25 protein-coding genes are annotated in these 22,314 nt (G+C 58.5%); 10 read left to right on the top strand and 15 right to left on the bottom strand.

Annotated elements, in window-relative coordinates; all coding sequences use genetic code 11:
- Positions 1–81: 81 nt before the first annotated feature.
- The 3 genes from AACZ86_RS15520 to AACZ86_RS15510 are packed head-to-tail and all read right to left on the bottom strand — an operon-like array spanning position 82 to position 1,215.
- Positions 82–429: a hypothetical protein gene (locus AACZ86_RS15520; RefSeq protein ID WP_339694227.1), complete on the bottom strand. Its 348-nt coding sequence runs from the start codon at positions 427–429 to the stop codon at positions 82–84.
- A gap of 52 nt (positions 430–481) precedes the next feature.
- Positions 482–673, bottom strand: a complete 192-nt coding sequence (locus AACZ86_RS15515) for a helix-turn-helix transcriptional regulator (protein WP_339694224.1) — start codon at positions 671–673, stop codon at positions 482–484.
- On the bottom strand, positions 670–1,215 hold the full coding sequence (locus AACZ86_RS15510; protein ID WP_339694221.1) for a hypothetical protein: 546 nt from the start codon (positions 1,213–1,215) through the stop codon (positions 670–672). The genes AACZ86_RS15515 and AACZ86_RS15510 overlap by 4 nt, the downstream gene beginning before the upstream one ends.
- Positions 1,216–1,445: 230 nt before the next feature.
- On the opposite strand from AACZ86_RS15510, the gene thrS reads away from it, so the two are divergent.
- Both thrS and infC read left to right on the top strand, forming a co-directional pair.
- Positions 1,446–3,449: a threonine--tRNA ligase gene (gene thrS, locus AACZ86_RS15505; RefSeq protein WP_339694219.1), complete on the top strand. Its 2,004-nt coding sequence runs from the start codon at positions 1,446–1,448 to the stop codon at positions 3,447–3,449.
- 102 nt (positions 3,450–3,551) lie between these two features.
- Positions 3,552–4,127: a translation initiation factor IF-3 gene (infC, locus tag AACZ86_RS15500; RefSeq protein ID WP_339694216.1), complete on the top strand. Its 576-nt coding sequence runs from the start codon at positions 3,552–3,554 to the stop codon at positions 4,125–4,127.
- A 251-nt stretch (positions 4,128–4,378) separates the two neighbouring features.
- Here infC and msrA read toward each other — a convergent pair whose 3' ends face one another.
- The 5 genes from msrA to AACZ86_RS15475 all read right to left on the bottom strand — a co-directional run bounded on the left by msrA (position 4,379) and on the right by AACZ86_RS15475 (position 8,558).
- Positions 4,379–5,089: a peptide-methionine (S)-S-oxide reductase MsrA gene (msrA, locus tag AACZ86_RS15495; protein WP_339694213.1), complete on the bottom strand. Its 711-nt coding sequence runs from the start codon at positions 5,087–5,089 to the stop codon at positions 4,379–4,381.
- A gap of 32 nt (positions 5,090–5,121) precedes the next feature.
- The gene (locus AACZ86_RS15490; protein ID WP_339694210.1) at positions 5,122–5,280 is read right to left on the bottom strand and encodes a hypothetical protein; all 159 of its coding nucleotides are present in this window, start codon (positions 5,278–5,280) and stop codon (positions 5,122–5,124) included.
- Positions 5,281–5,690: 410 nt separating this feature from the next.
- The gene (locus AACZ86_RS15485; protein ID WP_339694207.1) at positions 5,691–6,893 is read right to left on the bottom strand and encodes a pyridoxal phosphate-dependent aminotransferase; all 1,203 of its coding nucleotides are present in this window, start codon (positions 6,891–6,893) and stop codon (positions 5,691–5,693) included.
- Between the two features lie 73 nt (positions 6,894–6,966).
- Positions 6,967–7,269 carry an alkylphosphonate utilization protein gene (locus AACZ86_RS15480; RefSeq protein WP_339694204.1) on the bottom strand — a complete coding sequence of 101 codons (303 nt, stop codon included), beginning with the start codon at positions 7,267–7,269 and terminating at the stop codon, positions 6,967–6,969.
- The gene (locus AACZ86_RS15475; RefSeq protein ID WP_339694202.1) at positions 7,269–8,558 is read right to left on the bottom strand and encodes an O-acetylhomoserine aminocarboxypropyltransferase; all 1,290 of its coding nucleotides are present in this window, start codon (positions 8,556–8,558) and stop codon (positions 7,269–7,271) included. The genes AACZ86_RS15480 and AACZ86_RS15475 overlap by 1 nt, the downstream gene beginning before the upstream one ends.
- 198 nt (positions 8,559–8,756) lie before the next feature.
- On the opposite strand from AACZ86_RS15475, the gene AACZ86_RS15470 reads away from it, so the two are divergent.
- Together AACZ86_RS15470 and AACZ86_RS15465 are read left to right on the top strand one after the other, a co-directional pair.
- Positions 8,757–9,251, top strand: coding sequence for a pyridoxamine 5'-phosphate oxidase family protein (locus AACZ86_RS15470; RefSeq protein ID WP_339694199.1), 495 nt, complete (start codon positions 8,757–8,759; stop codon positions 9,249–9,251).
- A 48-nt stretch (positions 9,252–9,299) separates the two neighbouring features.
- Positions 9,300–9,491 carry a DUF3008 family protein gene (locus AACZ86_RS15465; protein ID WP_339694196.1) on the top strand — a complete coding sequence of 64 codons (192 nt, stop codon included), beginning with the start codon at positions 9,300–9,302 and terminating at the stop codon, positions 9,489–9,491.
- A 93-nt stretch (positions 9,492–9,584) separates the two neighbouring features.
- Here the strand turns inward: AACZ86_RS15465 and AACZ86_RS15460 are convergent, their stop codons facing one another.
- Positions 9,585–9,950: a PRC-barrel domain-containing protein gene (locus AACZ86_RS15460; RefSeq protein WP_339694193.1), complete on the bottom strand. Its 366-nt coding sequence runs from the start codon at positions 9,948–9,950 to the stop codon at positions 9,585–9,587.
- A 302-nt stretch (positions 9,951–10,252) separates the two neighbouring features.
- On the opposite strand from AACZ86_RS15460, the gene AACZ86_RS15455 reads away from it, so the two are divergent.
- Positions 10,253–10,909: a twin-arginine translocation pathway signal protein gene (locus AACZ86_RS15455; protein ID WP_339694190.1), complete on the top strand. Its 657-nt coding sequence runs from the start codon at positions 10,253–10,255 to the stop codon at positions 10,907–10,909.
- Between the two features lie 45 nt (positions 10,910–10,954).
- Positions 10,955–11,497, top strand: a complete 543-nt coding sequence (locus tag AACZ86_RS15450) for a GNAT family protein (RefSeq protein ID WP_339694187.1) — start codon at positions 10,955–10,957, stop codon at positions 11,495–11,497.
- Between the two features lie 183 nt (positions 11,498–11,680).
- On the opposite strand, the gene AACZ86_RS15445 is transcribed toward AACZ86_RS15450, so the two are convergent.
- From AACZ86_RS15445 to pabB, 3 genes are all read right to left on the bottom strand, one after another.
- The gene (locus tag AACZ86_RS15445) at positions 11,681–12,697 is read right to left on the bottom strand and encodes a DNA topoisomerase IB (protein ID WP_339694184.1); all 1,017 of its coding nucleotides are present in this window, start codon (positions 12,695–12,697) and stop codon (positions 11,681–11,683) included.
- Positions 12,698–12,847: 150 nt separating this feature from the next.
- A complete protein-coding gene (locus AACZ86_RS15440; RefSeq protein WP_339694181.1) occupies positions 12,848–13,408 on the bottom strand; it encodes a hypothetical protein in 561 nt (186 codons plus the stop codon).
- 630 nt (positions 13,409–14,038) lie between these two features.
- Positions 14,039–15,871 carry an aminodeoxychorismate synthase component I gene (gene pabB / locus AACZ86_RS15435; protein ID WP_339694178.1) on the bottom strand — a complete coding sequence of 611 codons (1,833 nt, stop codon included), beginning with the start codon at positions 15,869–15,871 and terminating at the stop codon, positions 14,039–14,041.
- A gap of 70 nt (positions 15,872–15,941) precedes the next feature.
- Here pabB and AACZ86_RS15430 point away from each other — a divergent pair, with 70 nt between their 5' ends.
- From AACZ86_RS15430 to AACZ86_RS15415, 4 genes are all read left to right on the top strand, one after another.
- On the top strand, positions 15,942–17,885 hold the full coding sequence (locus tag AACZ86_RS15430; protein ID WP_339694175.1) for a prolyl oligopeptidase family serine peptidase: 1,944 nt from the start codon (positions 15,942–15,944) through the stop codon (positions 17,883–17,885).
- Between the two features lie 33 nt (positions 17,886–17,918).
- Positions 17,919–18,347: a LuxR C-terminal-related transcriptional regulator gene (locus AACZ86_RS15425; RefSeq protein ID WP_339694172.1), complete on the top strand. Its 429-nt coding sequence runs from the start codon at positions 17,919–17,921 to the stop codon at positions 18,345–18,347.
- 93 nt (positions 18,348–18,440) lie between these two features.
- Positions 18,441–18,971 carry a DUF4199 domain-containing protein gene (locus AACZ86_RS15420; RefSeq protein ID WP_339694169.1) on the top strand — a complete coding sequence of 177 codons (531 nt, stop codon included), beginning with the start codon at positions 18,441–18,443 and terminating at the stop codon, positions 18,969–18,971.
- 22 nt (positions 18,972–18,993) lie between these two features.
- Positions 18,994–19,362, top strand: a complete 369-nt coding sequence (locus AACZ86_RS15415; protein ID WP_339694166.1) for a VOC family protein — start codon at positions 18,994–18,996, stop codon at positions 19,360–19,362.
- Here the strand turns inward: AACZ86_RS15415 and AACZ86_RS15410 are convergent.
- The 3 genes from AACZ86_RS15410 to AACZ86_RS15400 form a co-directional block, all read right to left on the bottom strand.
- Positions 19,359–20,051: a crotonase/enoyl-CoA hydratase family protein gene (locus tag AACZ86_RS15410; protein ID WP_339694163.1), complete on the bottom strand. Its 693-nt coding sequence runs from the start codon at positions 20,049–20,051 to the stop codon at positions 19,359–19,361. The genes AACZ86_RS15415 and AACZ86_RS15410 overlap by 4 nt on opposite strands.
- Positions 20,052–20,194: 143 nt before the next feature.
- Positions 20,195–21,316, bottom strand: coding sequence for a class V aminotransferase (locus AACZ86_RS15405; protein ID WP_339694161.1), 1,122 nt, complete (start codon positions 21,314–21,316; stop codon positions 20,195–20,197).
- The gene (locus AACZ86_RS15400; RefSeq protein WP_339694158.1) at positions 21,313–22,110 is read right to left on the bottom strand and encodes a tryptophan 2,3-dioxygenase; all 798 of its coding nucleotides are present in this window, start codon (positions 22,108–22,110) and stop codon (positions 21,313–21,315) included. Before AACZ86_RS15400 ends, AACZ86_RS15405 begins: the two co-directional genes overlap by 4 nt.
- Positions 22,111–22,314 lie beyond the last annotated feature (204 nt).

The following is a 22,314-nucleotide window of genomic DNA, read 5'->3' as shown; positions in this document are numbered from 1 at the left end:
CCGGATGAGAAGGTGCAGCGGCTAGCCGCTTGGGCAAGAACCAGGAGCAGGTCAAAGCTCGACCGTCAATTGCTCCATTCGTCAGCGAGCGGCGAAATAGACAATAGCCAGACAAAGAAAGGCGATGATCAGCATACCGATATTGGATATCAGCGGCTGCTTGACCCGGGGTAGCAGAGGCACGAGTTCTGCGGGGAGACCACCCTTGAACCCCAGCTTCCATTTCTTTCGGCTCTTGATGCCATCCTCGAGGCCGAAAACATGGGAGTCGCCTTCCTTGCCGCGATAGACCAGATCACCGAAAAAATAGGCTTCGCTGCGCCAGAGCTGTTCGTAAAGTACGAATGTCTTGCCGACAGTTTCCATCCGCACCCGGCGTTTCAGGGCGCTGTCGCTATCAACAAGCCAGATATTTGCGGGATCAGACATGGGCGAAGCTTAAAACAACATCCGCTCCAGTGCATCACAATTCGTCAGTCGATCATTCGTGCTGGAATATCTCCTCGATCGCCATTTCAAAAAGATCGGCAATCTTGAACGCGAGCGGCAGCGACGGATCATATTTCCCGGTCTCGATCGCGTTGACGCTTTGCCGGGAAACCGCCAGCCGTTCGGCCAGATCCGCCTGCGACCAGACGCGCTCGGCGCGAAGCACTTTGAGACGGTTCTTCATGTATTGAGCCCGCGAAAACGATAGAAAAAATAGCCGAGACTCCAGCTGCCCATCATCACCGATATCAGATCGTCGCGCGTAATCGGCGGCAATATGCCGGAACCAACCTCCCATATCATATTGACCAGCATCGTCGTGATTATCGCAATTACCGCCCCGTTGGCGACCATCTGGAACATATAATCATCCAGATGCTTGCGATCGAGCTTCGCGCCCACAGTCGCCATCGCCGAAAGCGCCACCATGGCTCCGATCAGCAAGCCGAGTTTGGGAAACAGCGGCGGCGGTACAAACTGGACGACATCGGTTTTCAGCCCGCTCAACACCGGTAGTCCAATGCTGGCGGCCAGCATGAACAGGAACAGCCAGTCGGGCTTGATCCAGTTCCACATGCGGGGCCATCGGCTCTGTCCAGACTGCTTTCCCATGGCGCTCACATTGCCCCCAGCAACAGAATTACCAGCGCCGCCCATATGGCAATATTTTCGTTGGGCGTCATTTCCCTGCTGGAACAGCGTTTCAATTTCATCATCGTTCTCCATCAAGTTACATAGACATTATGTCATGTTTGCTTGACTTAAATGAGCGATTCGCACGAGAATGTCAAGCTTCCATGACATTTTGAATATGATCCTTTCCACACCCGACCTGTACGCCCCTGATTTGGTTGACTTGAAACCCCAAAAGTCTAAGTCAAATCCAATCCTTTGATGGCAGCTTTTCCCGCCTTCCCTGGATCTAACTTTGACAAATTTTGAGATGATCTGAGCCCATGACCAAGATGATAAAAATCACCCTTCCCGACGGCAGCGCGCGCGAAGTGGCCATGGGCACTACCCCCGCACAGATTGCCGCCGACATCGGACCGGGCCTTGCCAAAGCGGCGCTGGCGGCAAAGATCGACGGCGAGTTGCGCGACATCATGCGGCCGCTCATGGAAGATACCGAGCTAGCCCTCGTCACCTCGCGCGACGAAGAGGATGCGCTCGAGCTGGCGCGCCATGACTATGCCCATGTGCTGGCAGAGGCGGTGCAGAACATCTTCCCCGGCACGCAGATCACCTTTGGCCCCTCGACCGACGATGGATTCTATTATGATTTCGCGCCCGCCGGTGATCCATTCACCGACGAGGATCTGCCCAGAATCGAAGAGGAAATGCAGCGGATCATCGCCGCCGACAAGCCGCTGCGCCGGGAAGTCTGGGAGCGCGACGATCTGATCGCCCGCTGGCAGAAGGATGGCGAGACCTTCAAGGCCGAATGGGCCGCCGAACTGCCCGAGGGCGACGAGATCACCGTCTACTGGTCAGGTGATGACTGGATGGACATGTGCCGCGGGCCGCATCTGGCCTCGACCGGCAAGCTTGATCCCAAGGCGTTCAAGCTGATGCGCGTGTCCGGTGCCTATTGGCGCGGCGACCAGCGCAATCCGCAATTGTCACGGATCTACGGCACCGGCTGGCTCAACAAGAAGCAGCTCGCCGCGCATCTGTTACGGCTCGAAGAAGCGGCCAAGCGCGACCACCGCAAGCTCGGCCAGGAAATGGATCTTTATCATATCCAGTCCGAAGCGCAGGGCAGCATCTTCTGGCATCCGAAGGGCTATGTGATCTGGCAGGCGCTCGAGCAATATATGCGCCGCCGCCAGATCGAAGCCGGCTATGAAGAGGTCAAGACGCCGCAGCTGATGGACGTGCGGCAGTGGGAGCAATCCGGACACTGGGGCAAATATAGCGAGAATATGTTCGCTGTCCCCGACGAGGTTCCCGATGCCGAGAGCGAGGGCCCGGTCATCACCGGCACCGCCGACATGATGGCGATCAAGCCGATGAACTGCCCGGCCCATGTGCTGGTCTTTCGCCAGGGTATCAAAAGCTACCGCGACCTGCCGATCCGCATGGCCGAATTCGGCTGCTGCCACCGCAACGAACCGCATGGCGCGCTGCACGGACTGATGCGGGTCAGGCAATTCACCCAAGATGACGCCCATATCTTCTGCACCAAGGAACAATTGATCGAGGAAGTCGGCCTGTTCTGCGACATGCTGGACCGCTGCTACCGCGACCTGGGCTTCGAGAATTACGCGATCAAGCTGGCGCTGCGGCCCGACAAACGGATCGGCAGCGACGAAATGTGGGACTGGTCGGAACAGTCGCTACGCGACGCCGTCATTGCGACGGGACGCGATACCGAAGAATATGGCTGGGAAGAATTGCCGGGCGAAGGCGCTTTTTACGCTCCCAAGCTCGAATTCCACCTGACCGACGCTATCGGCCGGACCTGGCAGGTCGGCACGATCCAGACCGACACGGTACTGCCCGAGCGGCTGGATGCGACTTACGTTGGCGAAGACGGCGAACGGCATCAGCCGATCATGCTCCACCGCGCGATTCTCGGATCGTTCGAGCGGTTTATCGGCATTCTCATCGAGCATTATGCCGGCAAGCTGCCGCTCTGGCTGGCGCCGACCCAGGCTGTGGTTGCGACCATCGTCACCGACGCCAATCCTTATGCCGAACAGGTCGTTGCAAAACTGAAAGCCGCCGGTATCCGGGTCGAGGCCGATCTCCGCAACGAGAAGATCAACTATAAGGTGCGCGAGCATTCAGTCGGAAAAGTGCCCAATATTCTGGTAGTTGGCATGCGCGAAGCGGAAGAAGGCAAGGTTGCTCTGCGCCGCCTCGGCCAGAAGGAGCAGGAATTTCTGACTCTCGACGAGGTCGTTGCCATGCTGAAGGAAGAGGCGCTGGCACCGGACTTGAAATCGGCCGCATAGTTACCATATATTAAAGGAAGCTGTGGCATTCTCACCACAATATTGCTGGCTAATATCTCTTTCGCCATCAAGAAGGCTTTATTCATGTAAACTTTGCGGCTAATGAGCCACATAGACAACCACTCAGGAGTATTTAACATAGCTGCACCACCTCGTCGCCCCACGCCACCTGTAAAAGGCGGCCCGCGCTTCAACGATCTGATCAATTCCGACACCGTAAGGGTTATCGACGACAAGGGTGAAAACCTTGGCGTGATGAACACGAGGGAAGCGATCGAGCGAGCAGCAGAAGTTGGCCTCGACCTGGTCGAGGTTTCTCCGAACGCGCAGCCACCGGTTGCGAAATATCTCGACGTCGGCAAATTCAAATATGAGGCCCAGAAAAAGGCCAATGCCGCGCGCAAGACGCAGAAGGTTCAGGACGTCAAGGAAATCAAGATGCGTCCGAATATCGACGATCATGATTATGACGTGAAGATGCGCAACGTGAACAAGTTCATCGACAATGGCGACAAGGTCAAAGTGACCCTGCGTTTCCGTGGTCGTGAAATGTCGCACCAGCAGCTCGGCATGGCCTTGCTTGTGCGTGTGCAGAATGACATGAAAGAGACTGCGAAAGTCGAGGCCTATCCGAAACTGGAAGGCCGACAGATGCTGATGGTACTCAGTCCGAAATAATCCATAAAGGCCCTCGGTAACGAGGGCCTTTTTTTTTGATCTGCCACTAGTTGGCGATCCGCTTGCCGTTCAGTCTGGCTGGCTGCGCGCAATCCAGAACATCCCGATACCCACGACCAAGGCCGTAAAAGCAATCATAATTTCAAATTCGTGGTTTACCATTGTCGCCCTCCTGCTTTTCAGTCCCCGGCCCATGGATAACAATCGAAAGCTAACTTACTGTTAAACCGGACACGCCCCTTGGACGAATATCAGGCGGAGGGCTTGGCGCGATATTGTTGCGGGAAATAGCGCTTCAGATTGGCGACCTTGGGCTTGTCCCAGCGGACGATATAGCCTTGCCTTGGATGTTTCTGCATGAAGTCCTGATGATAGGCCTCGGCCGGGTAAAAGGCTTTAAAGGCTTCTATCTTCGTGACAATAGGACGCTTCCAATAGCCTCCCTTGTTGAGCTGCGCGACATAGGCGCGAGCGGCTTTCGCTTGCCCGGCATTCATCGGCACCAGCGCGCTGCGATATTGCTTGCCGCGATCCGGCCCTTGCGCGTTGAGCATCGTCGGATCGGCGACCACTGAAAAATAAATCTGCATCAGCTGGCCATAGCTGACCTGGCTGGGGTCATAGACCACCCGCACCGCTTCGGCATGATCGGTCAGACCTGCACTCACCAGCTTATAGGATGCGCTGCGCTTGGTGCCGCCATGATAGCCGGATGATGCACTGACGACGCCCTTGGTGTGTTCGAAAACGCCCTCGACCCCCCAGAAGCAACCACCCGCAAAAATTGCAACAGCCCGTGTGCCGGCCTCCCCGGCGGCAACGCGCGGCATCGGAATGATTGTGGCTTTTTCGGCGGCATGGGCTTCGCCGACAAAGGGCTGCGTCGAAGCCTGATCAACCGGCAGCGCCGTTTGCACGCCAGCCCATACCACGCCAAAACAGGCGATACTGACGCCAAACATGATTGTTCTGGAGAGGAACGGGCCCATCGGGATTAACTGAGCAGCTGCGAGGCAGCGCTAACGGTCGACGACAGATCCTGGCCCATGTCGGACCGCTGCTCTGCGGGTTGCATGAAGAACAGCATCAATGCACCAGCGAGAAAGCCGCCGCCGAGGCTGTAGGTCAAATCGGACTTGAATATTTTCATCATGGTCTGTTCCTTGGGGTCATCATCTGTTCGAAACGTCCCGCCTGTAGGTTACAGCTATTAATATAGTTTTCCTTTCCGCGCTGTGAACCTGATCACAAGGTCATATTCAGTATACCGGAGAGTAGATTTTCTATCGAAGGATGTTATGTCTCGCGGCAGTTCGCTGCGCGAACGCCTCCGACGGGGGTGTTTTTATTTTCACCTCATACGCCGGGCGGGCGCATCCGCGCCCTTGGCTTTCGCGCCATAAGGCGCGGCGGCCCGTCGGCCTTGCCTCGCTACGCTCGGTAAGAAACTAACCACGATTGGGAGCGCCAAACCGAGGCGCAGCCGAGGCAAGCGCGACCGCGCGCCCGCAGCGTAAGCGAGGATAGCCAAGCGGACGGATGTCCGCGCCCGGCGCCTGAGGTTTAAATCAACGCCGCGCAGGCCCGCTGGATGCGCGTGCAGGCCTCGATCAATATCTCTTCCGATGTCGCATAGCTGATCCGAAATGCCGGCGAGAGGCCAAAGGCCGCTCCATGCACGGCAGCAACCTGTGCTTCTTCCAGGAAATAGGCGATCAGATCTTCATCCGAATTGATCACCGCGCCCTTGGGTGTTGTCTTGCCCATCAGTTCGCTGGCGTCGGGATAGACATAGAAAGCACCCTCCGGAGTCGGACATTGCAGACCGGGCGTGTCATTGATCATCGACACCACCAGATCACGGCGCTTCTCGAACGCCGCGTTGCGCTCGACCAGAAAATCCTGCGGCCCGTTGAGCGCGGCGACCGCGGCTGCCTGTGAAATCGAGCACGGGTTAGAGGTCGACTGCGACTGCAACTTGGCCATTGCCTTGATCAGCCATTCCGGGCCACCGGCATAGCCGATCCGCCAGCCGGTCATCGCATAAGCCTTGGAGACGCCGTTGACCGTCAATGTCCGGTCGTAGAGATCAGGACAGACCTGCGCGATCGTGGCGAACGGGAAATCGGCATACCAGATATGCTCGTACATATCGTCGGTCATCACCATCACCTGCTCGTGCGGCAATATGACGGCGCCCAGCGCCTTCAGTTCGTCGGCGCTATAGGCTGCGCCGCTCGGGTTGGACGGGGAGTTCAACAGCACCCATTTGGTCTTTGGCGTGATCGCCGCTTCCAGCTGTTCCGGCGTGATCTTGTACCCCTGGTCAGCGCCAGCCGCGATGAACACCGGTGTGCCGCCGGCAAAATTGACAATATCGGGATAGCTGACCCAGTAAGGCGCGGGAATGATCACTTCATCGCCCGCGTCCAGCGTCGCCACCAGTGCGTTGAACAAGGTGTGCTTGCCGCCGCTGTTCGCGGTGATCTGCTTGGGCGTATAGGTCAGGCCGTTGTCGCGGGCGAACTTGTCGACAATCGCCTGTTTCAGCGCCGCGGTGCCGTCGACCACCGTATAATTGGTCTGGCCGTCGCGGATTGCCTGGATCGCAGCTTCCTTGACGAAGTCGGGCGTGTCGAAATCGGGTTCGCCGGCCGACAGGCCGATCACGTCAATGCCCTGCGCCTTCAGCTCGGTGACCTTTGCGGTCATCGCCAGCGTGGCAGAGGGTTGGATACGTCCGAGTGCTTTGGAGATCATGGTCATGGGAGGTCCTGTCGCAAGGAATAAGCGAGACTGCCTAATATCATTGGTGCTGCACTGCAACAGGGAGAATGGGTCAGCTGCGTTTTTTCACAAACTCTGCTCGCAGGACGAGACCTTTTATGCCCTCGTGCCGGCAATCAATCTCCTGATCGTCGCCGGTCAGGCGAATCGACTTGATCAATGTCCCGCGTTTCAGCGTCTGTCCCGCGCCCTTGACCTTGAGATCCTTGATCAGCGTGACGGCATCGCCATCGGCGAGCACATTGCCGACCGCATCAACGACTTCCGGTCCTGACGATTGCGCCGCCGCATCTTCCGGGCTCAGCCATTCACCCGTTTCTTCGTCATAGACATAATCGCCTGCACCATCGCTCATTACAAAGACTCCAGCGCTTGTTGCATGTCGGCGATAATATCGTCGATATGTTCGATCCCGACCGAAAGGCGCACGACATCCGGCCCTGCGCCGGCAGCAGCCAGCTCATCGCCCGACAATTGGCTATGCGTCGTCGAGGCGGGGTGGATGATCAGCGATCTTGTGTCGCCGATATTGGCGAGATGGCTGAACAGCTTGACCGCTTCAACCAGTTTGCGCCCCGCTTCATAGCCGCCCTTCAGGCCGAATGTGAACACCGCGCCGCCCTTGCCGCCGAGATATTTCTGCGCCAGCGCGTGATATTCATTGTCGGGCAGTCCGGCATAAGAGACCCAGCTGACCTCGTCGCGACCCTGCAGCCACTGCGCCATTTTCAGGGCATTTTCACAATGGCGCTCCATCCGCAGCGCCAGCGTTTCCATGCCGGTCAATATATAGAAAGCATTCTGCGGGGCCAGCGCCGGTCCCAGATCGCGCAACGACAGGGCACGCGCGGCCAGAATGAAGGCCATCGGGCCAAAGGCGTCGGTAAAGACCTTGCCGTGATAAGACGGATTGGGCTGGTTGAGGAAGGCGAATTTCTCGCTCTTGGTCCAGTCGAATTTGCCGCTGTCGACGATCAGCCCGGCGATGCTGTTGCCATGGCCGCCGAGAAATTTGGTGCCGCTTTCGACGACAATATCCGCGCCATGTTCGATCGGGCGGCAGAGCATCGGCGAGGCCATCGTATTGTCGACGACCAGCGGGATGCCGGCTGCATGGGCGATATCGGCAATCGCCGCGATATCCTGCACCACACCGCCGGGATTGGCGAGACTCTCGATAAACACGCAGCGCGTGTCGTCGGTTATCGCGCCCCTGACCTCGTCCATATTGTCGGCGTCGACAAAGGTGACGTTCCAGCCAAATTTCTTGACCGAATGGGCGAGCTGGTTGAGCGAACCGCCGTAGAGTTTCTTCGCCGCGACAATATGCGCGCCGGGGTCCATCAGCACATGAAAGACGATGATCTGCGCCGCATGGCCCGAAGCCACTGCCAGCGCACCGACGCCACCCTCCATCGCCGCAATCTTGCCTTCCAGCGCGCCGTTGGTCGGGTTCATGATGCGGGTATAGATATTCCCGAACGCATCGAGATTGAACAGATCGGCAGCATGGTCGACATCATCGAAAACATAGGACGCCGTCTGGTAAATCGGCGTGATCCGCGCGTTTGTCGTCGGGTCCGGTTCGGTGCCGGCGTGTACCGCCATGGTTTCGAGATGCGGAGTTTCCAGATGATCGGTCATGATGCGTCCTTGTTACAAGAAGTAAGCAGCGTGCCTAATATCAATCCGCCCTCACCGCAACCAAGCTTGTGGCAGGACGGTACGGGCCGGAAGGCAGATTACCCGTTTTCTATTGCTCGCAGCAAAAACCTCCCGAATTTTTTGAAACTTTATCCGCTCTGCGCGTTGGTCAGATGAAACCGGAAAAGGAAACCGACCATGAGCAACAAAGATATGGACCACACAACCGACCGCGACGAGATCCGGGAAGAATTCTGGGAATCGATCGCCGACAGCCCGTTCGTGATGATCGCGCTGGACAGCGGCCGCGAGCACAGCATCCCGATGCGCGCGCAGCTCGACAAGGATGCCAACAGCGCGATCTGGTTCTACACCTCGCGCGACAACCGGCTCGCCAAGGGCGGCCCGGCGATGATGCAATTTGTCTCCAAGGGCCATGATCTCTTCGCCTGTGTCTCGGGCAATCTGACCGAGGAAACCGACGCCGCGATTATCGACAAGCACTGGAGCAAGCCGGTCGAAGCCTGGTACGATCAGGGCCGGCAGGACCCGAGCCTTCTGATGCTGCGCCTTGATCTGGGCGACGCGGAAATCTGGGAAGCCGATCCCGGCGTCATTGGCATGTTCAAGATGATGACCGGCATGACCATGAACGGCGACGAAATGGGCGACCACGCCAAGGTCCCGCTATAAGGCGCACCCGGTAGCGTTGCTGTCATAATATCAGAAAAGGAGCGAGCCATGCCCGCGAAATCCAAAGCCCAGCAACGCGCCGCCGGAGCGGCCCTGTCCGCCAAGCGCGGCGAGACCAGGGTCGGCGACCTCAAGGGTGCGTCGAAGGACATGTATGACAGCATGACCGAAGAGGAGCTGGAGGATTTTGCCGGCACCGACCACAACGGCCTGCCGGAGAAAGTCGAAGACGACGACTAGCCGCTCCCGCCCCCCTTAACCGGCCTATCCACCACGCACAAAAAAGCCGGGCGAAATCGCTTTCGCCCGGCTTCTTGCGTCTGGGATAACAGCCTACCAGTAAGGCGTCACCGTCCAGTAATTATAGACGCTCGACTGATAGTCGCGGTCATAGACCCGGTCCGGATCATTGTTGCCGAAGCGCGGCGCGTCCATCAGCTGCTCCTTGGTGACGTCGATCCGGTAACCGCCGAGGTCGGTGTCATAATCGAGCTTCGACCAGGGGATGCTGTGCTTCTCGTCGCCTATGCCAAGAAAGCCGCCTGCGGAAATTACCACATCGGTAACATTGCCGCCGCGCTTGTCGATCAGCAGCTTGTCGACCGATCCGATTTTGCCCTCGTCCGGGCCATAGACGGCGGTGCCGTCCACTCGGTCGCTGGCGATCACGCTGTGGTTTTTCTCATCCTGTAACATCATCTCTTTTCACTCCTCTAGGTTTCAGGGCCCTTTGTCAGGGATAGCCCACGGCGGCCCGTCATAAGGGGGAAGGCCGATGCCATGTGGCTACAGGGAATCTACGGACGACCCCGCAGATCGTTCCGGGATTTTTCGGAATTTTTTGAGTGCGGAAACAGACCCCGTATGGCGCACCCGAGCGGTCACCGATCACCCTCCCCGCCTGGAGGAAATCCGGCCGGATTCGCCCCGGAACAATTGAACGGTTGCGCCGGGCGCCCGCGGATGCAATCCTTGGAAACAGGCATTATCAGGGAGCAAGCATGACGAATTTCACGATGACGGGCGCAGCCCTGATGGCGGCAATGTTTTTGATGGCGAGCGGCCCGGCAACCGCGGGAGCCCTTGCAACGGCCAGCACTGCCGCAATTGCAGAGCCGGATGCGGCGCCGGATGCCGAAGCTCCCCCCGCCTTCATACCGGCGGATTTCGATGCTCCGACGCTGGTAGAAACCGAAAATTTCAAGCTTGTCCCGCTCGGCCCCGAGCTGGTCGATATTGATTTCGCGGCCTATATGTCCTCGATCGAACATCTGCAGCAGACCTTCACCCGCAGCACCGGCTGGCCGCACCAGGATATTTCCGCTGCCGATGCGATGCGCGACATGGAAAATGAACAGGCCCGCTTCGAAAAGCGCCAGTCCTTCGCCTATGCCGTGCTGACGCCGGATGGCACCCGCGAGCGTGGCTCCCTCTATGTCCGCCCTAGCAGCGTGGACGGCCATGACGCCGAGGTCAGCATGTGGGTGACCAAGGCCGAATATGATGCGGGCTTCGACGCCGAACTTTATGCCTGGGCGAGGCGCTGGATAGAAAGCGACTGGCCCTTCGAGAAGGTCGCCTATCCGGGCCGCGCGATCGACTGGGAAAGCTGGGACGCGCTCGTGGCGGCATCAAAGGCCGGCAAGGCCGACCAGTGATCGTGACAAGCCGCCCGATGCGGACAGGAACAGGGGGATGACCGGATGCCGGACACGCCACTGATCGAGACCGACCAATATCGGCTTCGCAAGCTGGAGCCCGGCGACAGCGCGGCCCTGTTCGAGACATTTTCGAGCGAGGAGGCCTGCCGCTTTCTCTCGCGCCCGCGTTTCGAGAGCGAAGCCGAGCTATGCGCCTGGCTCACCGATCCGGAATGGAATGGCCGCAGCTGGGTCGCAATCGACAAATCTGACGGTGCCCTGGTCGGCCGCTTTGTCGCGGTCCCGGCCGGAGACGATCAGGTGAGCGAGCTGGGATATGTCACGGTCGCCAACCGGCAGGGCCGGGGCGTCGCCCGCGCCTGCACCGCCGCGCTGATCACCCATTTGTTCGAGCGGGAAGACCATCGCCGGGTGTTCGCGGAAATCGACAGCCGGAACCTGGCCTCGATCGCGCTGGCCGAGCGTCTGGGCTTCACCCGCGAAGCCTGCCTGCGCGAACATGAACGCACCCATGCAGGCCTGTGCGACATGCTGGTCTACAGCCTGCTGCGGCGCGAGTGGACCATGGGCTGCGCATTATTGTGAGCGGCGGGGATCTTGCCGTCAGGGATTAGCGCCCCACCGCGGCGGCGGCTTTTGGCTCCGCAGGACAATATCATCCCGGCGAAGGCCGGGATCCAAACCAATCGGCGGTGTGCGAAAGCAAGATCGGGTTGGCTCCCAGCCTACGCTGGGACGACGATCTTGAGACCGCAAGAGAAGCCTTGATTACCCCCCGCCAATCAACCCGACAAACCTGTTCTCGCCCACCCGCAGCCCGGTGATATTCGCGCTATCGCTCTCGATCATCGCCAGCCGCTCCTCCGCCTCCATATCGACCAGATCGAACACCGCCGGATGGACATAGCTCTTGCGGCAGATCGCCGGCGTGTTGCGCAGGGTTGCGGCGGCGGCTTCGCAGGCTTGCTTGATCGTCGGGCTCTCCTCCGAAGCGATCGCGTCCAATGCAGCAACACTGCCGTGCCAGGTGCGGAACATTTTCGCGCTCAGGCTGTCCATGCCGGAGGCCTCTTTCAGCCAGTCGTTGACGTCGCCGCTGTCGAGCGGATGGACCTCGCCGTCGTTGCCGACATATTGGAACAATCTTTTACCCGGCAGATCGTCGATCTGCTCCAGTATTTTCTGCAGCCGCGTATCACGCAGGCTGCAGCTCACCCGCTTCCCGCCCTTGGCGCGATAGCGCAGGCGCAGCATGTCTTCGTCATAGCGGATATTGCCGATGTCGAGCGTGGTCGCCCCCTTGCTCATCCGCGAGCTGCCGCCGACCCGGATCGCGGTGCGGTCGATCAGCCGGACCAGCGCGGCAATCGCCACATCCTTGCTCGTGACATCACCGTCCTGCCCCGGCTTGAGCAGCGCGTTCACCTTGCGCCGGATCCGCGGCAGCGTCGTGGCAAATTCCGCCAGCGACTCGAATTTCTGCCGGTCGCGATAGAGTCGCCACTGGTCATGATAGCGATATTGCTTCCGCGTCGCGGCATCAAAACCGGTCGCCTGAATATGGCCATTGGCCTTTGGGCAAATCCACACATCGGTATAGGCGGGCGGCACGCCCAGCTTCCTGATCCGCGCCAGTTCGACACTGCATTTCAGCGGGCTCTTGTCCGGCAGCAAATATTGAAACCCCCGCCCCCGCCGCACCCGCGAGATGCCGGGCTGCTCGTCGCTGGTATAGACGAGGCTGGGGATGCGGAGGGAGGTTCCGTTTTGGCTAAGCTGGATCACGGGTGGGGTCCTGTGAGGGCGGGACGGTGTGGGTTTGCGGGTGTTTGGGATTGATTTTCCATGATCGAGAAACTCGGATCGTGGGGATCGGTTCCAGAGGTGATGGTGAATGTTTTATTGGCAGGTTAAAAAGGGATGGAAAGCAGCCGTTCACCCAATGGCGATGACTGGCAGGCCGTCGCGCGATGCGGGGTGAGCCTGCAGGGCAGCGTCAACGTGATGCCGGATCTTCCACAACATCCGATGTATTTGATCGACCTCATTCTCCTCGAAGTTTAACGACTCGCCGCCGCGCACTGCCAAGAAGTCATGGAATTCACCATCCGACAGAGGCGTTCGCCAGATTTCCAAACCCATATTAGTAAAGTCGCTATCTGAGTGCGCGTGCAGCTTGTTTCGGTATGTGAGCAGCTGCTCGTGAAGCCGCCTTTCGTCAGGTTCAAGTTCAAGCTCGGGTACCATATTCCAGTTGAAGGGTGGTGCGACCTGACCGCGCGACTGAACGAAAGGTCGACCGTATGCGACGACCATAGTTGTTTCGTAACAACGGAACTTACGTCTCTCCGCATTGCTATAGCTCTTGATCCAATCGCACTCTTCGGTCAAAAAAGTTGCAGCACTCAAGGCATGGCGAAAATCCCTCGCCGACATTGCCAGCCGCATAAGCTGCTGGTGCTCTTTTTCCTCGCGCGTCGATTTCGATTTGCTCATTGATCAAGGCATGCTCGAAATCATCGAATTCAGCAAGGCATCAACATTCAGACTCCGTTAGCCGCAAATCCGCCTGCCCGCTCTCCGACAGCTCCTGTTAATTGTGCCTATGTCAAAATCAGGCAATGTTAACGCCCGGCTTGCTGCTGGATCTGGAGATTTCGGGACGTCAGAATTCCATCAACTGCCCGGAAACAGGAACGGAAATTACAGATGATGACAGAAACCTTTAACGACGCCGAACGACGGCAAGTCCCTGGAACCCGAAATCTGCACCGGCTGATTCTCGCGATGGTGGCTGGAGTGTCATTGACGGGAAATGCGGGGAATAATTCAACGCAAACAGACCGTGCACATGCTGAACACAGGGCGCATGCCAGTGCCCAAATGCAACCGGGTCAAATTTCCGAGGCAGAACGTCGCGCTTTGTTGAGACTCAAGAGAGCGCTCCGGGAGCAAGATGACAGAACCCCATCAGAGCGATGCGTGGATGACGAAGTTGCACGCATTGATCGGCCGCCCAGCGATCTCGAATGGCGGACGATCGATCTCAAATGCCGCGAGGTCGGCGGACCTTCGGTTGTACCGGATTATTGACAGCGTTTTGACGGGATTAACAGTATCAGTGCGCTAACCGGCTATCTCCGCTAGAACCAACCCCCGAACACTATTCCCCACAGAAAACCCGCCAGCCAGATCCTCCGCGCGCAGGTCCGCCTCGACCGCCTGCCCGCTCTCGAGCAGTTCCGCCCGCAACACGCCCGGCAGCACGCCCCGGCCCAGAGGCGGTGTCAGCAACACCCCGTCGCGCTCGACAAATATATTCCAGATCGCGCCTTCGGTGACAAAACCCTCGCCATCGACAAAAATCGGGTTGACGCCCTCGCCCAGGCCGCCGTCTTCGCTGGCGACCTGATAAACCCGCCGGTCGCTGGTCTTGTGGTGCAGGCGGAAATCCGCCTTGTCGGCCTGCATCGGCACCAGCCGGCATTGCACGGGCCCGTCCTGCGGGGCGGGCATCGGTTTTAGTTCGATCGCCAGCTCGCCCGACTGGCCGAGATGCAGCCGGACCATCGCTGGCGCTTCCTGATGAAAGGTGATCGCCTGGATCGCGTTGCGCGCGGCGTGGCGGTCGAATTCGAATTGCAGGGAGGCGGCGCTGGTCTTCATCCGTTCCAGGTGCGCTTCCAGCCGGGCGATGCCGCTGGCGGGATCAAAGGCCATGGTTTCGATCAGGTCGACCTTGTGGCCCCCTTCCGCATTGGCATCCACTTTGGCAAATCTCCCCTTGGCGAGGCATTCCCGCCATTCGTCTTCCCCGTCCGAGTCCGCCACTATGCCAGAGCCGAGGCCGATGGAAAGCGTTTCTTTGCCCTCCTGCAGGAAGAAGGTGCGGATCGCGACATTGAAGGCGGCGTCGGAGCGGCCCTTTTCGTCGGGCGCGTCGATCCGGCCGATCGAGCCGCAATAGATGCCGCGCGGGGCGTGGTCGGAGGGGGAGCCTTGGGGCGCGCTTTCCAGTTCGTCGATAATCTCCATCGCGCGGATTTTCGGGGCGCCGGTGATCGAGCCACAGGGGAAAATCTGCCGGATCACATCGACCGCGTCGAGCCCGTCCTGCAATTGTGCGGTGACGGTCGAGGTCATCTGGTGGATGGTCGGATAGCTTTCGATATGGAACAATTCCGGCACATGCACGCTGCCGCGCTCTGCGACCCGCGACAGGTCGTTGCGCAACAGGTCGACGATCATCAGATTTTCCGCCCGCTGTTTGGGATCGCTTTGCAATTGTGCTTGCACCGCTGCGTCCGCTTCAGGATCGGCCACCCGCACCGCAGTGCCCTTCATCGGCTTGGCGGTGATCCGCCCGTCTTTCAGCGCGAAGAACAGCTCCGGCGAGAAGGACAACATCCAGTTTGTCCCGTCGAACACCACCCCGCCATAGCCTGCCTGCGCGCGGCCGCGAATTGCGGCATAAAGCGCCAGCGGATGTCCGGAAAAGTCCATTTCCGCCCGAAAAGTGAGATTGGCCTGATAGATATCGCCGGCTTCGATATAATTCTGGACCTTTTCGAACGCTGCATCATAGGCGGTGCGGGATATCGAGGGTTCGAGCCGTCCCAGCCACGCGCCGTTGCGGTCGGGCAGTTGTTGGACAAGGTTATCCTGACTTAACTCGATGTAATCATTGAATATTCCAAACCATGCCAGCGGCGCAGGCAGATCCGCCGGAATCTTGCCCCGCAACCGCTCTTCCAGACCCAGTCCCGCTTCGTAGGACAGATAGCCGGCGACATGCTGCCCCGCCAGCCGGGCCCGCGACAAAGCTGCAAAACATGCTTCCAAATCTTCCAATTTACCGGCCCGGATGACCTCCACCGGATCGCGGTAAAGCCGCGCTGGCGCTGCATCACAGGCCCGCACATCGTCGAGCAAAACAAAGGGAGACTTTCCATCAAACATCAACCACCTCTAATTGCTTTTCATAGCGTTCGTCCATAAGCTTGGCGAAAGAAAACAGGGAGTGATCAGGATGCGGTTTGAACGGGCTTGGCAGATTGGCGTTATATTGTCGGTATTTACCGGTGCCCCGGCAGCGGCGGAAGCGAATGGCACAGCCCCCCGCCCGGCCGCTCTGGTCGCGGACCAGGTCCCCGCCATCCCGCAGGCGATTGTCGACCAGACCCGCCCCTATATGGAATATCGCACCGCCAGCTTTGTCGACTGGGACCCGAAGAGCAAGGCGATGCTGATCGCTACCCGCTTCGCCGAAACCCGCCAGCTGCACCGCGTTGCCGCCCCGATGGGACAGCGCGAGCAGCTGACCTTCGCCAGCGAGCCCGTCAGCAGCGCCCGCTACGCGCCCGACGGCTCGGCACTGTTGTTTCAGAAAGACAGCGGCGGCAACGAGATCAACCAGATTTTCGCGCTGCAAAACGGCCAGCCGAAATTGCTCACCGACGGCGAGACCCGCAATAGTCTGGGGCCCTGGTCGAGCAGCGGCAAGCTGCTCGCCTTCGGCTCGAACAAGCGTACCGGACTCTATAACGACATCTATCTGATGAACCCCGCCCATCCGGAAAGCGCCCGGATGCTGGTTGCCTCGACCGGTGGCGGCTGGTTCCCGATCGATTTCTCTCCCGATGACAAGCAGTTACTGGTGTTCAACTATGTATCGGTCACCGACAACCAGCTCTATCTGATCGACATCGCCGAGGGCAGCCTGCGCAAATTGACCAGCAGCAACGTGCCGGTTTCCTACGAAGGTCTGCAATTCGCCCCCGACGGCCGGCTCTGGGCCGCATCGGATGACGGCAGCGATGTCAAACGGCTCGGTATCGTCAACCTCGAAACTTCGCTGTTCGAACCGCTGGTCGACGAGAAAATCTGGGACATTGCCAATTTCGATATCAGCCAGAATGGCCGCTGGATCGCCTTCGAGGTCAATCAGGCGGGTCGTTCTCTGCTGAAATTCTACGATACGCAAAACGGCGATATCCGGGTTGTCGATGCCTTGCCGGCCGGAGTGATCAGCGGTGTGAAATTTGCCCCCTGGGGCGAGCTCGGCCTGACCCTGAACAGCAACCGTACCGGCATCGACGCCTATAGCGTCAATCCGGAGACGCTGGCGGTCACCCGCTGGACCAGAAGCGAGACCGGCGGGCTGGATGCTGCCGATAATGTCGTACCGGAACTGGTCGAGATCGAAAGCTTTGACGGCGAGAAAATGTCCGGTTTTCTCTATCGCCCCGATCCCGGGCGGCACAAGGGCAAACGCCCGCTGATCATCAACATCCACGGCGGGCCGGAGGGTCAGGCAACACCGCGTTTTCTGGGCCGCGACAACCATCTGGTCAACGAGCTCGGCATCACGATATTCTATCCCAATGTCCGCGGATCAACCGGCTTTGGCAAAAGATTTGTCTCGCTCGACAATGGCCCGTGGCGGCGGGAGGACAGCGTGCTCGATATCGGCGCGTTCCTCGACCATTTGCGCAAGGACCGGCGGATTGACCGCAAACGCATCGCCGTGACCGGCGGCAGCTATGGCGGCTATATGACGCTGGCGGCGATGCTGCGCTATGGCGACAGGTTGAAAGCCGGGCTGGAGATTGTCGGCATTTCGAATTTCGTCACCTTCCTCGAAAACACCCAGGCCTACCGTCGCGATTTGCGGAGAATCGAATATGGCGACGAGCGCAACCCCGACCAGCGCGCCAAATTGCAGGAAATCAGCCCGCTTATCCGCGCCAGCGAGATCAAAATCCCGCTGATGGTCGTCACCGGCGCCAATGATCCGCGCGTCCCGGCAAGCGAAGCCGACCAGATCATCGCCGCCGTCCGCGCCAACAGTCGCCCCGCCTGGCATTTGCTCGCCGAAAACGAAGGCCACGGCTTCCGCAAGAAGGCCAATGGTGATTATCAATTCTGGGCGAGTCTGATTTTCTGGAAGAAATACTTGCTGGAGGAGAAATAGGGCGGTTGGTGCGCACCGATCGTCCCGCCGATCATGATATCGAAACCTGTCCTGAAAATCCTGTTGCTCTACGCCGCGCTACTTACCGCAGCCGCTTTCGCGCTGGAATGGCTGCAATATCAATATTTCAGCAAGACCTATTCGGTTGAAATCTATGTTGTCCTGATCGCCCTTGCCTTTGCTGCGCTTGGGATCTGGGTGGGCCACCGGCTGACGGCGCGAAAACCGCGCGGGCCGTTTGAGCGGAACAGCGCCGCGCTAAAATCACTAGGCATATCCGGGCGGGAACTGGAAGTTCTCGAAGCATTGGCGGATGGTCAATCCAACAAGGAAATCGGCCGGACGCTGGATATCTCGCCCAACACCGTCAAAACCCATATCGCGAAACTCTACGAAAAACTTCAGGTCAACGGCCGTGTCCGGGCGATCGAGGAAGCACGGACCCTGCATCTTATCCCCTGATATATCGGGGTGATAATGGCCCAGTCACCCATCCGGGTGATTTCCAAAAGCCGTCGCGGCTGTCATAACCACCGCACAAGCGGAGGAAAGATCATGCAGAAAATCGCCTTAACCTATGGAGTGTTGTCCGGGACTATCACCATTGTCACATTGATCCTGGGCCTGGTTGTCAGCGACGGCGGTAGTTTCCTGTCGTCAGAACTATTCGGTTATCTGACCATGCTGGTTGCGCTGTCGATGATATTCATCGGTATCAAGCGCTATCGTGATCAGGAACTCGGCGGTGTGATCCGCTTCCTTCCCGCATTCGCCATGGGCCTCGCCATCGCGGTTATCGCCGGGCTCATATACACGGTCGTCTGGGAGCTATATTCGATGAGCAACGGCTACGCCTTTATCGACAGCTATGTGAACAGCGCGATCGAGGCCAAAAAGGGAGCGGGTCTGACGGCGGGAAAACTGGCGCAGGAAATTGCGACCCTGGAAGAAATGCGCTCCGATTACGGGAAAATATATATCCGTATGCCGATGACTTTCATGGAGATATTCCCGGTGGGCCTGATCATCGCGATCCTGTCCGCAGCGGTTTTGCAAAACCCGAAAATCCTGCCGGTCCGGCAATAGCGTAGCAATTGGGAGAATGAAAATGAAACTCGGAGCCTTTTCGGTCAGCCTGTCGGTCAAGGACATCGCCGCTTCCAGAGCCTTTTACGAGAAACTTGGTTTTGCCAAATTTGGCGGCGACGTAGACCAGAAATGGCTGATCCTGAAAAATGGCGAGACAATGATCGGCCTGTTCGAGGGCATGTTTCCCAAGAATATGCTGACCTTCAACCCGGGATGGGATCAGGATGGACAGAATCTCGATGATTTCGACGATGTCCGCGAAATCCAGAAGTCATTGCTGGCAGCGGGTGTCAAACTCGACAGCCAGACCGAAGGCAGCGACGGTCCAGCCAGTATCATGTTGACCGATCCGGATGGCAACCCGATCCTGATCGACCAGCACCGCTAAGCCATTTTGCGCAGGTTCGGGTGATTGCCAATGCTCGCCCGGATCGCATCCAGCGCCGGTTTCCGCATCGCCGATTTCTGATAGGCATAGGCATGGCCCGGCAGCTTGGCGAGTTGCCCCGCAATCGCGGTAGCCTGACCGACCACCTTGTCCGGTTCGACCAGCATATCGAGATATCCCGCCTCGACGGCACCCTTCGGATCGTAGATGAAAGCCTGGATCATCGCGCGGGTCTGGTGCAGCGGACTGAGTCTATCCCGCGCCAGTTCGACCGCAAATACCGGTAGTGTCATACCGGTAATCGATTCATTCGCACCCAGTTTGAAATCGCCGGCCGCGCCAATCCGCGTGTCGCAAGCCATTAGCAGAAACACACCCATCGCGATCGCGTGCCCGTTACAGGCTCCCACAACGGGCATTGGTCCGCCGTAGAGACGGAGCACCAATTCGGATGCCCGGTCGAGCAGACAGACAGAATCGTCACGGGTAAAGCTGCCCATCATGCCGAGATCAAAGCCGCCGGAAAAACGCCCTTCGCGGCCAGTCAGAACGATCGCTTTGGCGTCCGCCTCGGCCTTGTCCAGTGCTTCATTGAGCGCGATCATCAGATCGAAATTGACGGCATTGGCCTTGCCATCGTCCATGGTAATCAGGGCAACGTCATTCTGGATATCGACGGAAATGCTCATGGTCTGTCCTTTTCAACGCGACGTTTAATTGTTCAGTTAAGCCTATTGGCAGAATCTTTCACGTCAACGGAAAAATCAGCGGTGAAAACCGTGGAAACCGTTAGGAAACTCGCCCAGTCAGACAATCCGTAACGGCACAGCGCTCAGCTCACCTGCCCTATTATTTTTGTCAAACGCGCGACATCCTCCCGATCATGATAAAGCGCGAAGCCAATGCGCAGAACATCTCCGCGGACATCGGTCACGACATTCTGCGCAGCCAGCCTGTCATGAAGCGCCGACGCTGTTTCCCCACGAAAGGCGAGAAAGCGGGCATGCTGCTGATCGTTAAGCGGATTGAGCAATTCAAAACCTGCCAGAGCATCCTCCTCCAGAAACTGAGCCTGCAGAGTCGCGACGTGGTCCGAAATCACAGCCGTCGTCAGCCCCTCGCTATCCAGCATATTCTGCACGGCATTGAACCGGTAGATACCGGAAGGATCGAACGTACTGCCCAGAAACCGCCGCCCGTCCGGCGCATAGCCGACATCTCCGGGTGCCAGGGCGAGATCGTCAAATGCGGCATACCAGCCGGTGACAACCGGTCGCTCGGCAAAACCCGGCGGCGCATGGAGGAAGCAGGCCCCTTCTCCCGCCATCGCATATTTATAACCACCCGCAAGGTAAAACACCCGATCGGCAATCTGCGACAGATCGGTTTCGATCGCCATAAAGCCGTGATAGCCGTCAATCACCACCCAGGGCCCTTCGGGACGGGCCAGCGCCGCAAGCTCGTCCAGCGCGGAGATGATGGTGCCGGAATTGAACAAAACATGGCTGGCGAATATCAGATCGAATTCACCGGACTGTGCAGTCTCTAGCAAGCCACCCGGTGACGCCGTTTGCAGAACGACCTCCCCCGCCTCCACCCAGCGGGTCATTTGCCGGCGAAAGCTGTGAAACTCACCATCGGTCGCGAGCACTCGAACCGGTCGTGCCGGAATAGCGGACAGGATCCGCACAATAAAGTCGTGGGTATTTGGCGCGAAGCAAAGCGTCGCGGGATCGGGCAATTTCAGTTCATCAGCTACATGTTGCTGCGCTTCGGACCAGACAGGCCCCATGATCTTGTCCCATTTGTGATCTGCCAGCACCGCCGCATCCTGCCAAGCCGCCATATGGCCTTCATAGCTGGCATCAGGCCAGAGATGATGGCTGTGCGCGGCAAAATGCAGGCGCTCCGGGTTCGCCGCAAGAGACTTGGAGAACAGATGTTTCCAGCTCATAACTGGGTACGCAGCGACCATAGTTCCGGAAAGGCCCGCTTGCCCACCGTGCTCTGCAGATAGGAAACGCCAGCGGTTCCGCCGGTTCCCATTTTTCCGCCGATGATCCGCTCGACGGTCAGCACATGTTTGTGCCGCCAGGTCGCCATCGCATCATCCAGATCGACCAGTTTTTCCGCCAGTTGATAGAGTTCCCAATATTTCTCCGGATTGCGATAGACTTGCAGAAAGGCCGCCTCGACCTGTTCCGACGGCTGATGGGAAACGGCAAAATCACGGTCAAGCAGGTCCGGTGCAATATCGAAACCGGCCCGAGCCAGCGCCGCTATCGCATCATCCCAGATGCTCGATTGATCGAGAGCAGCCTGCATCGCCACCAGCGCTTCCGGACGATCGTCCTGATATTTCAAAAAGGCCTTGTCCTTGAGGCCGAGCATATATTCCACGGTCCGGAACTGATCGGACTGAAAACCGGAACTGGGCCCCAGCACATGGCGAAAACGCGTATAGTCACTGGGCGTCATTGTGGACAATACATCCCAACTCAACGTCATCACCGCCTGGATGCGGCTAACCCGCGCAAGCGCCTTATAGGCAGGCACGAGCGCGTCGGCGGCTATTTGCTGTTTGGCGAAGCGCATCTCGCGGATGATTTGCTTGAGCCAGAGTTCCTTGGTCTGGTGGATGATGATGAACAGCATCTCGTCGTCCAGATCGGATCGGGGGTGCTGGGCGTCCAGCAATGTGTCGAGCGCCAGATAGCGCGCATAGGTCATGGTGGATTTATCGGTCATGCGAGAGTGTAACGCTGCGGAGACCTTATGGGAAGAGCATCGATGTCGATGGCACGTCGGCTTCTGGCAGTCACCAAAAAGCGTTCAAAGCCGCGAGTTTTGTTAAATTTTTAATGAAACCCAAGCTTGGGAGAGATCTCTGGAGGCCCGACCCGGAATCGAACCGGGGTGCGCGGATTTGCAATCCGCTGCGTCACCACTCCG

It is taken from the genome of uncultured Parasphingorhabdus sp., assembly GCF_963975735.1.
Lineage (GTDB): Bacteria > Pseudomonadota > Alphaproteobacteria > Sphingomonadales > Sphingomonadaceae > Parasphingorhabdus.
The sequence above is the reverse complement of the archived record's forward strand: the minus strand, read 5'-3'. Positions and strand labels throughout refer to the sequence as shown.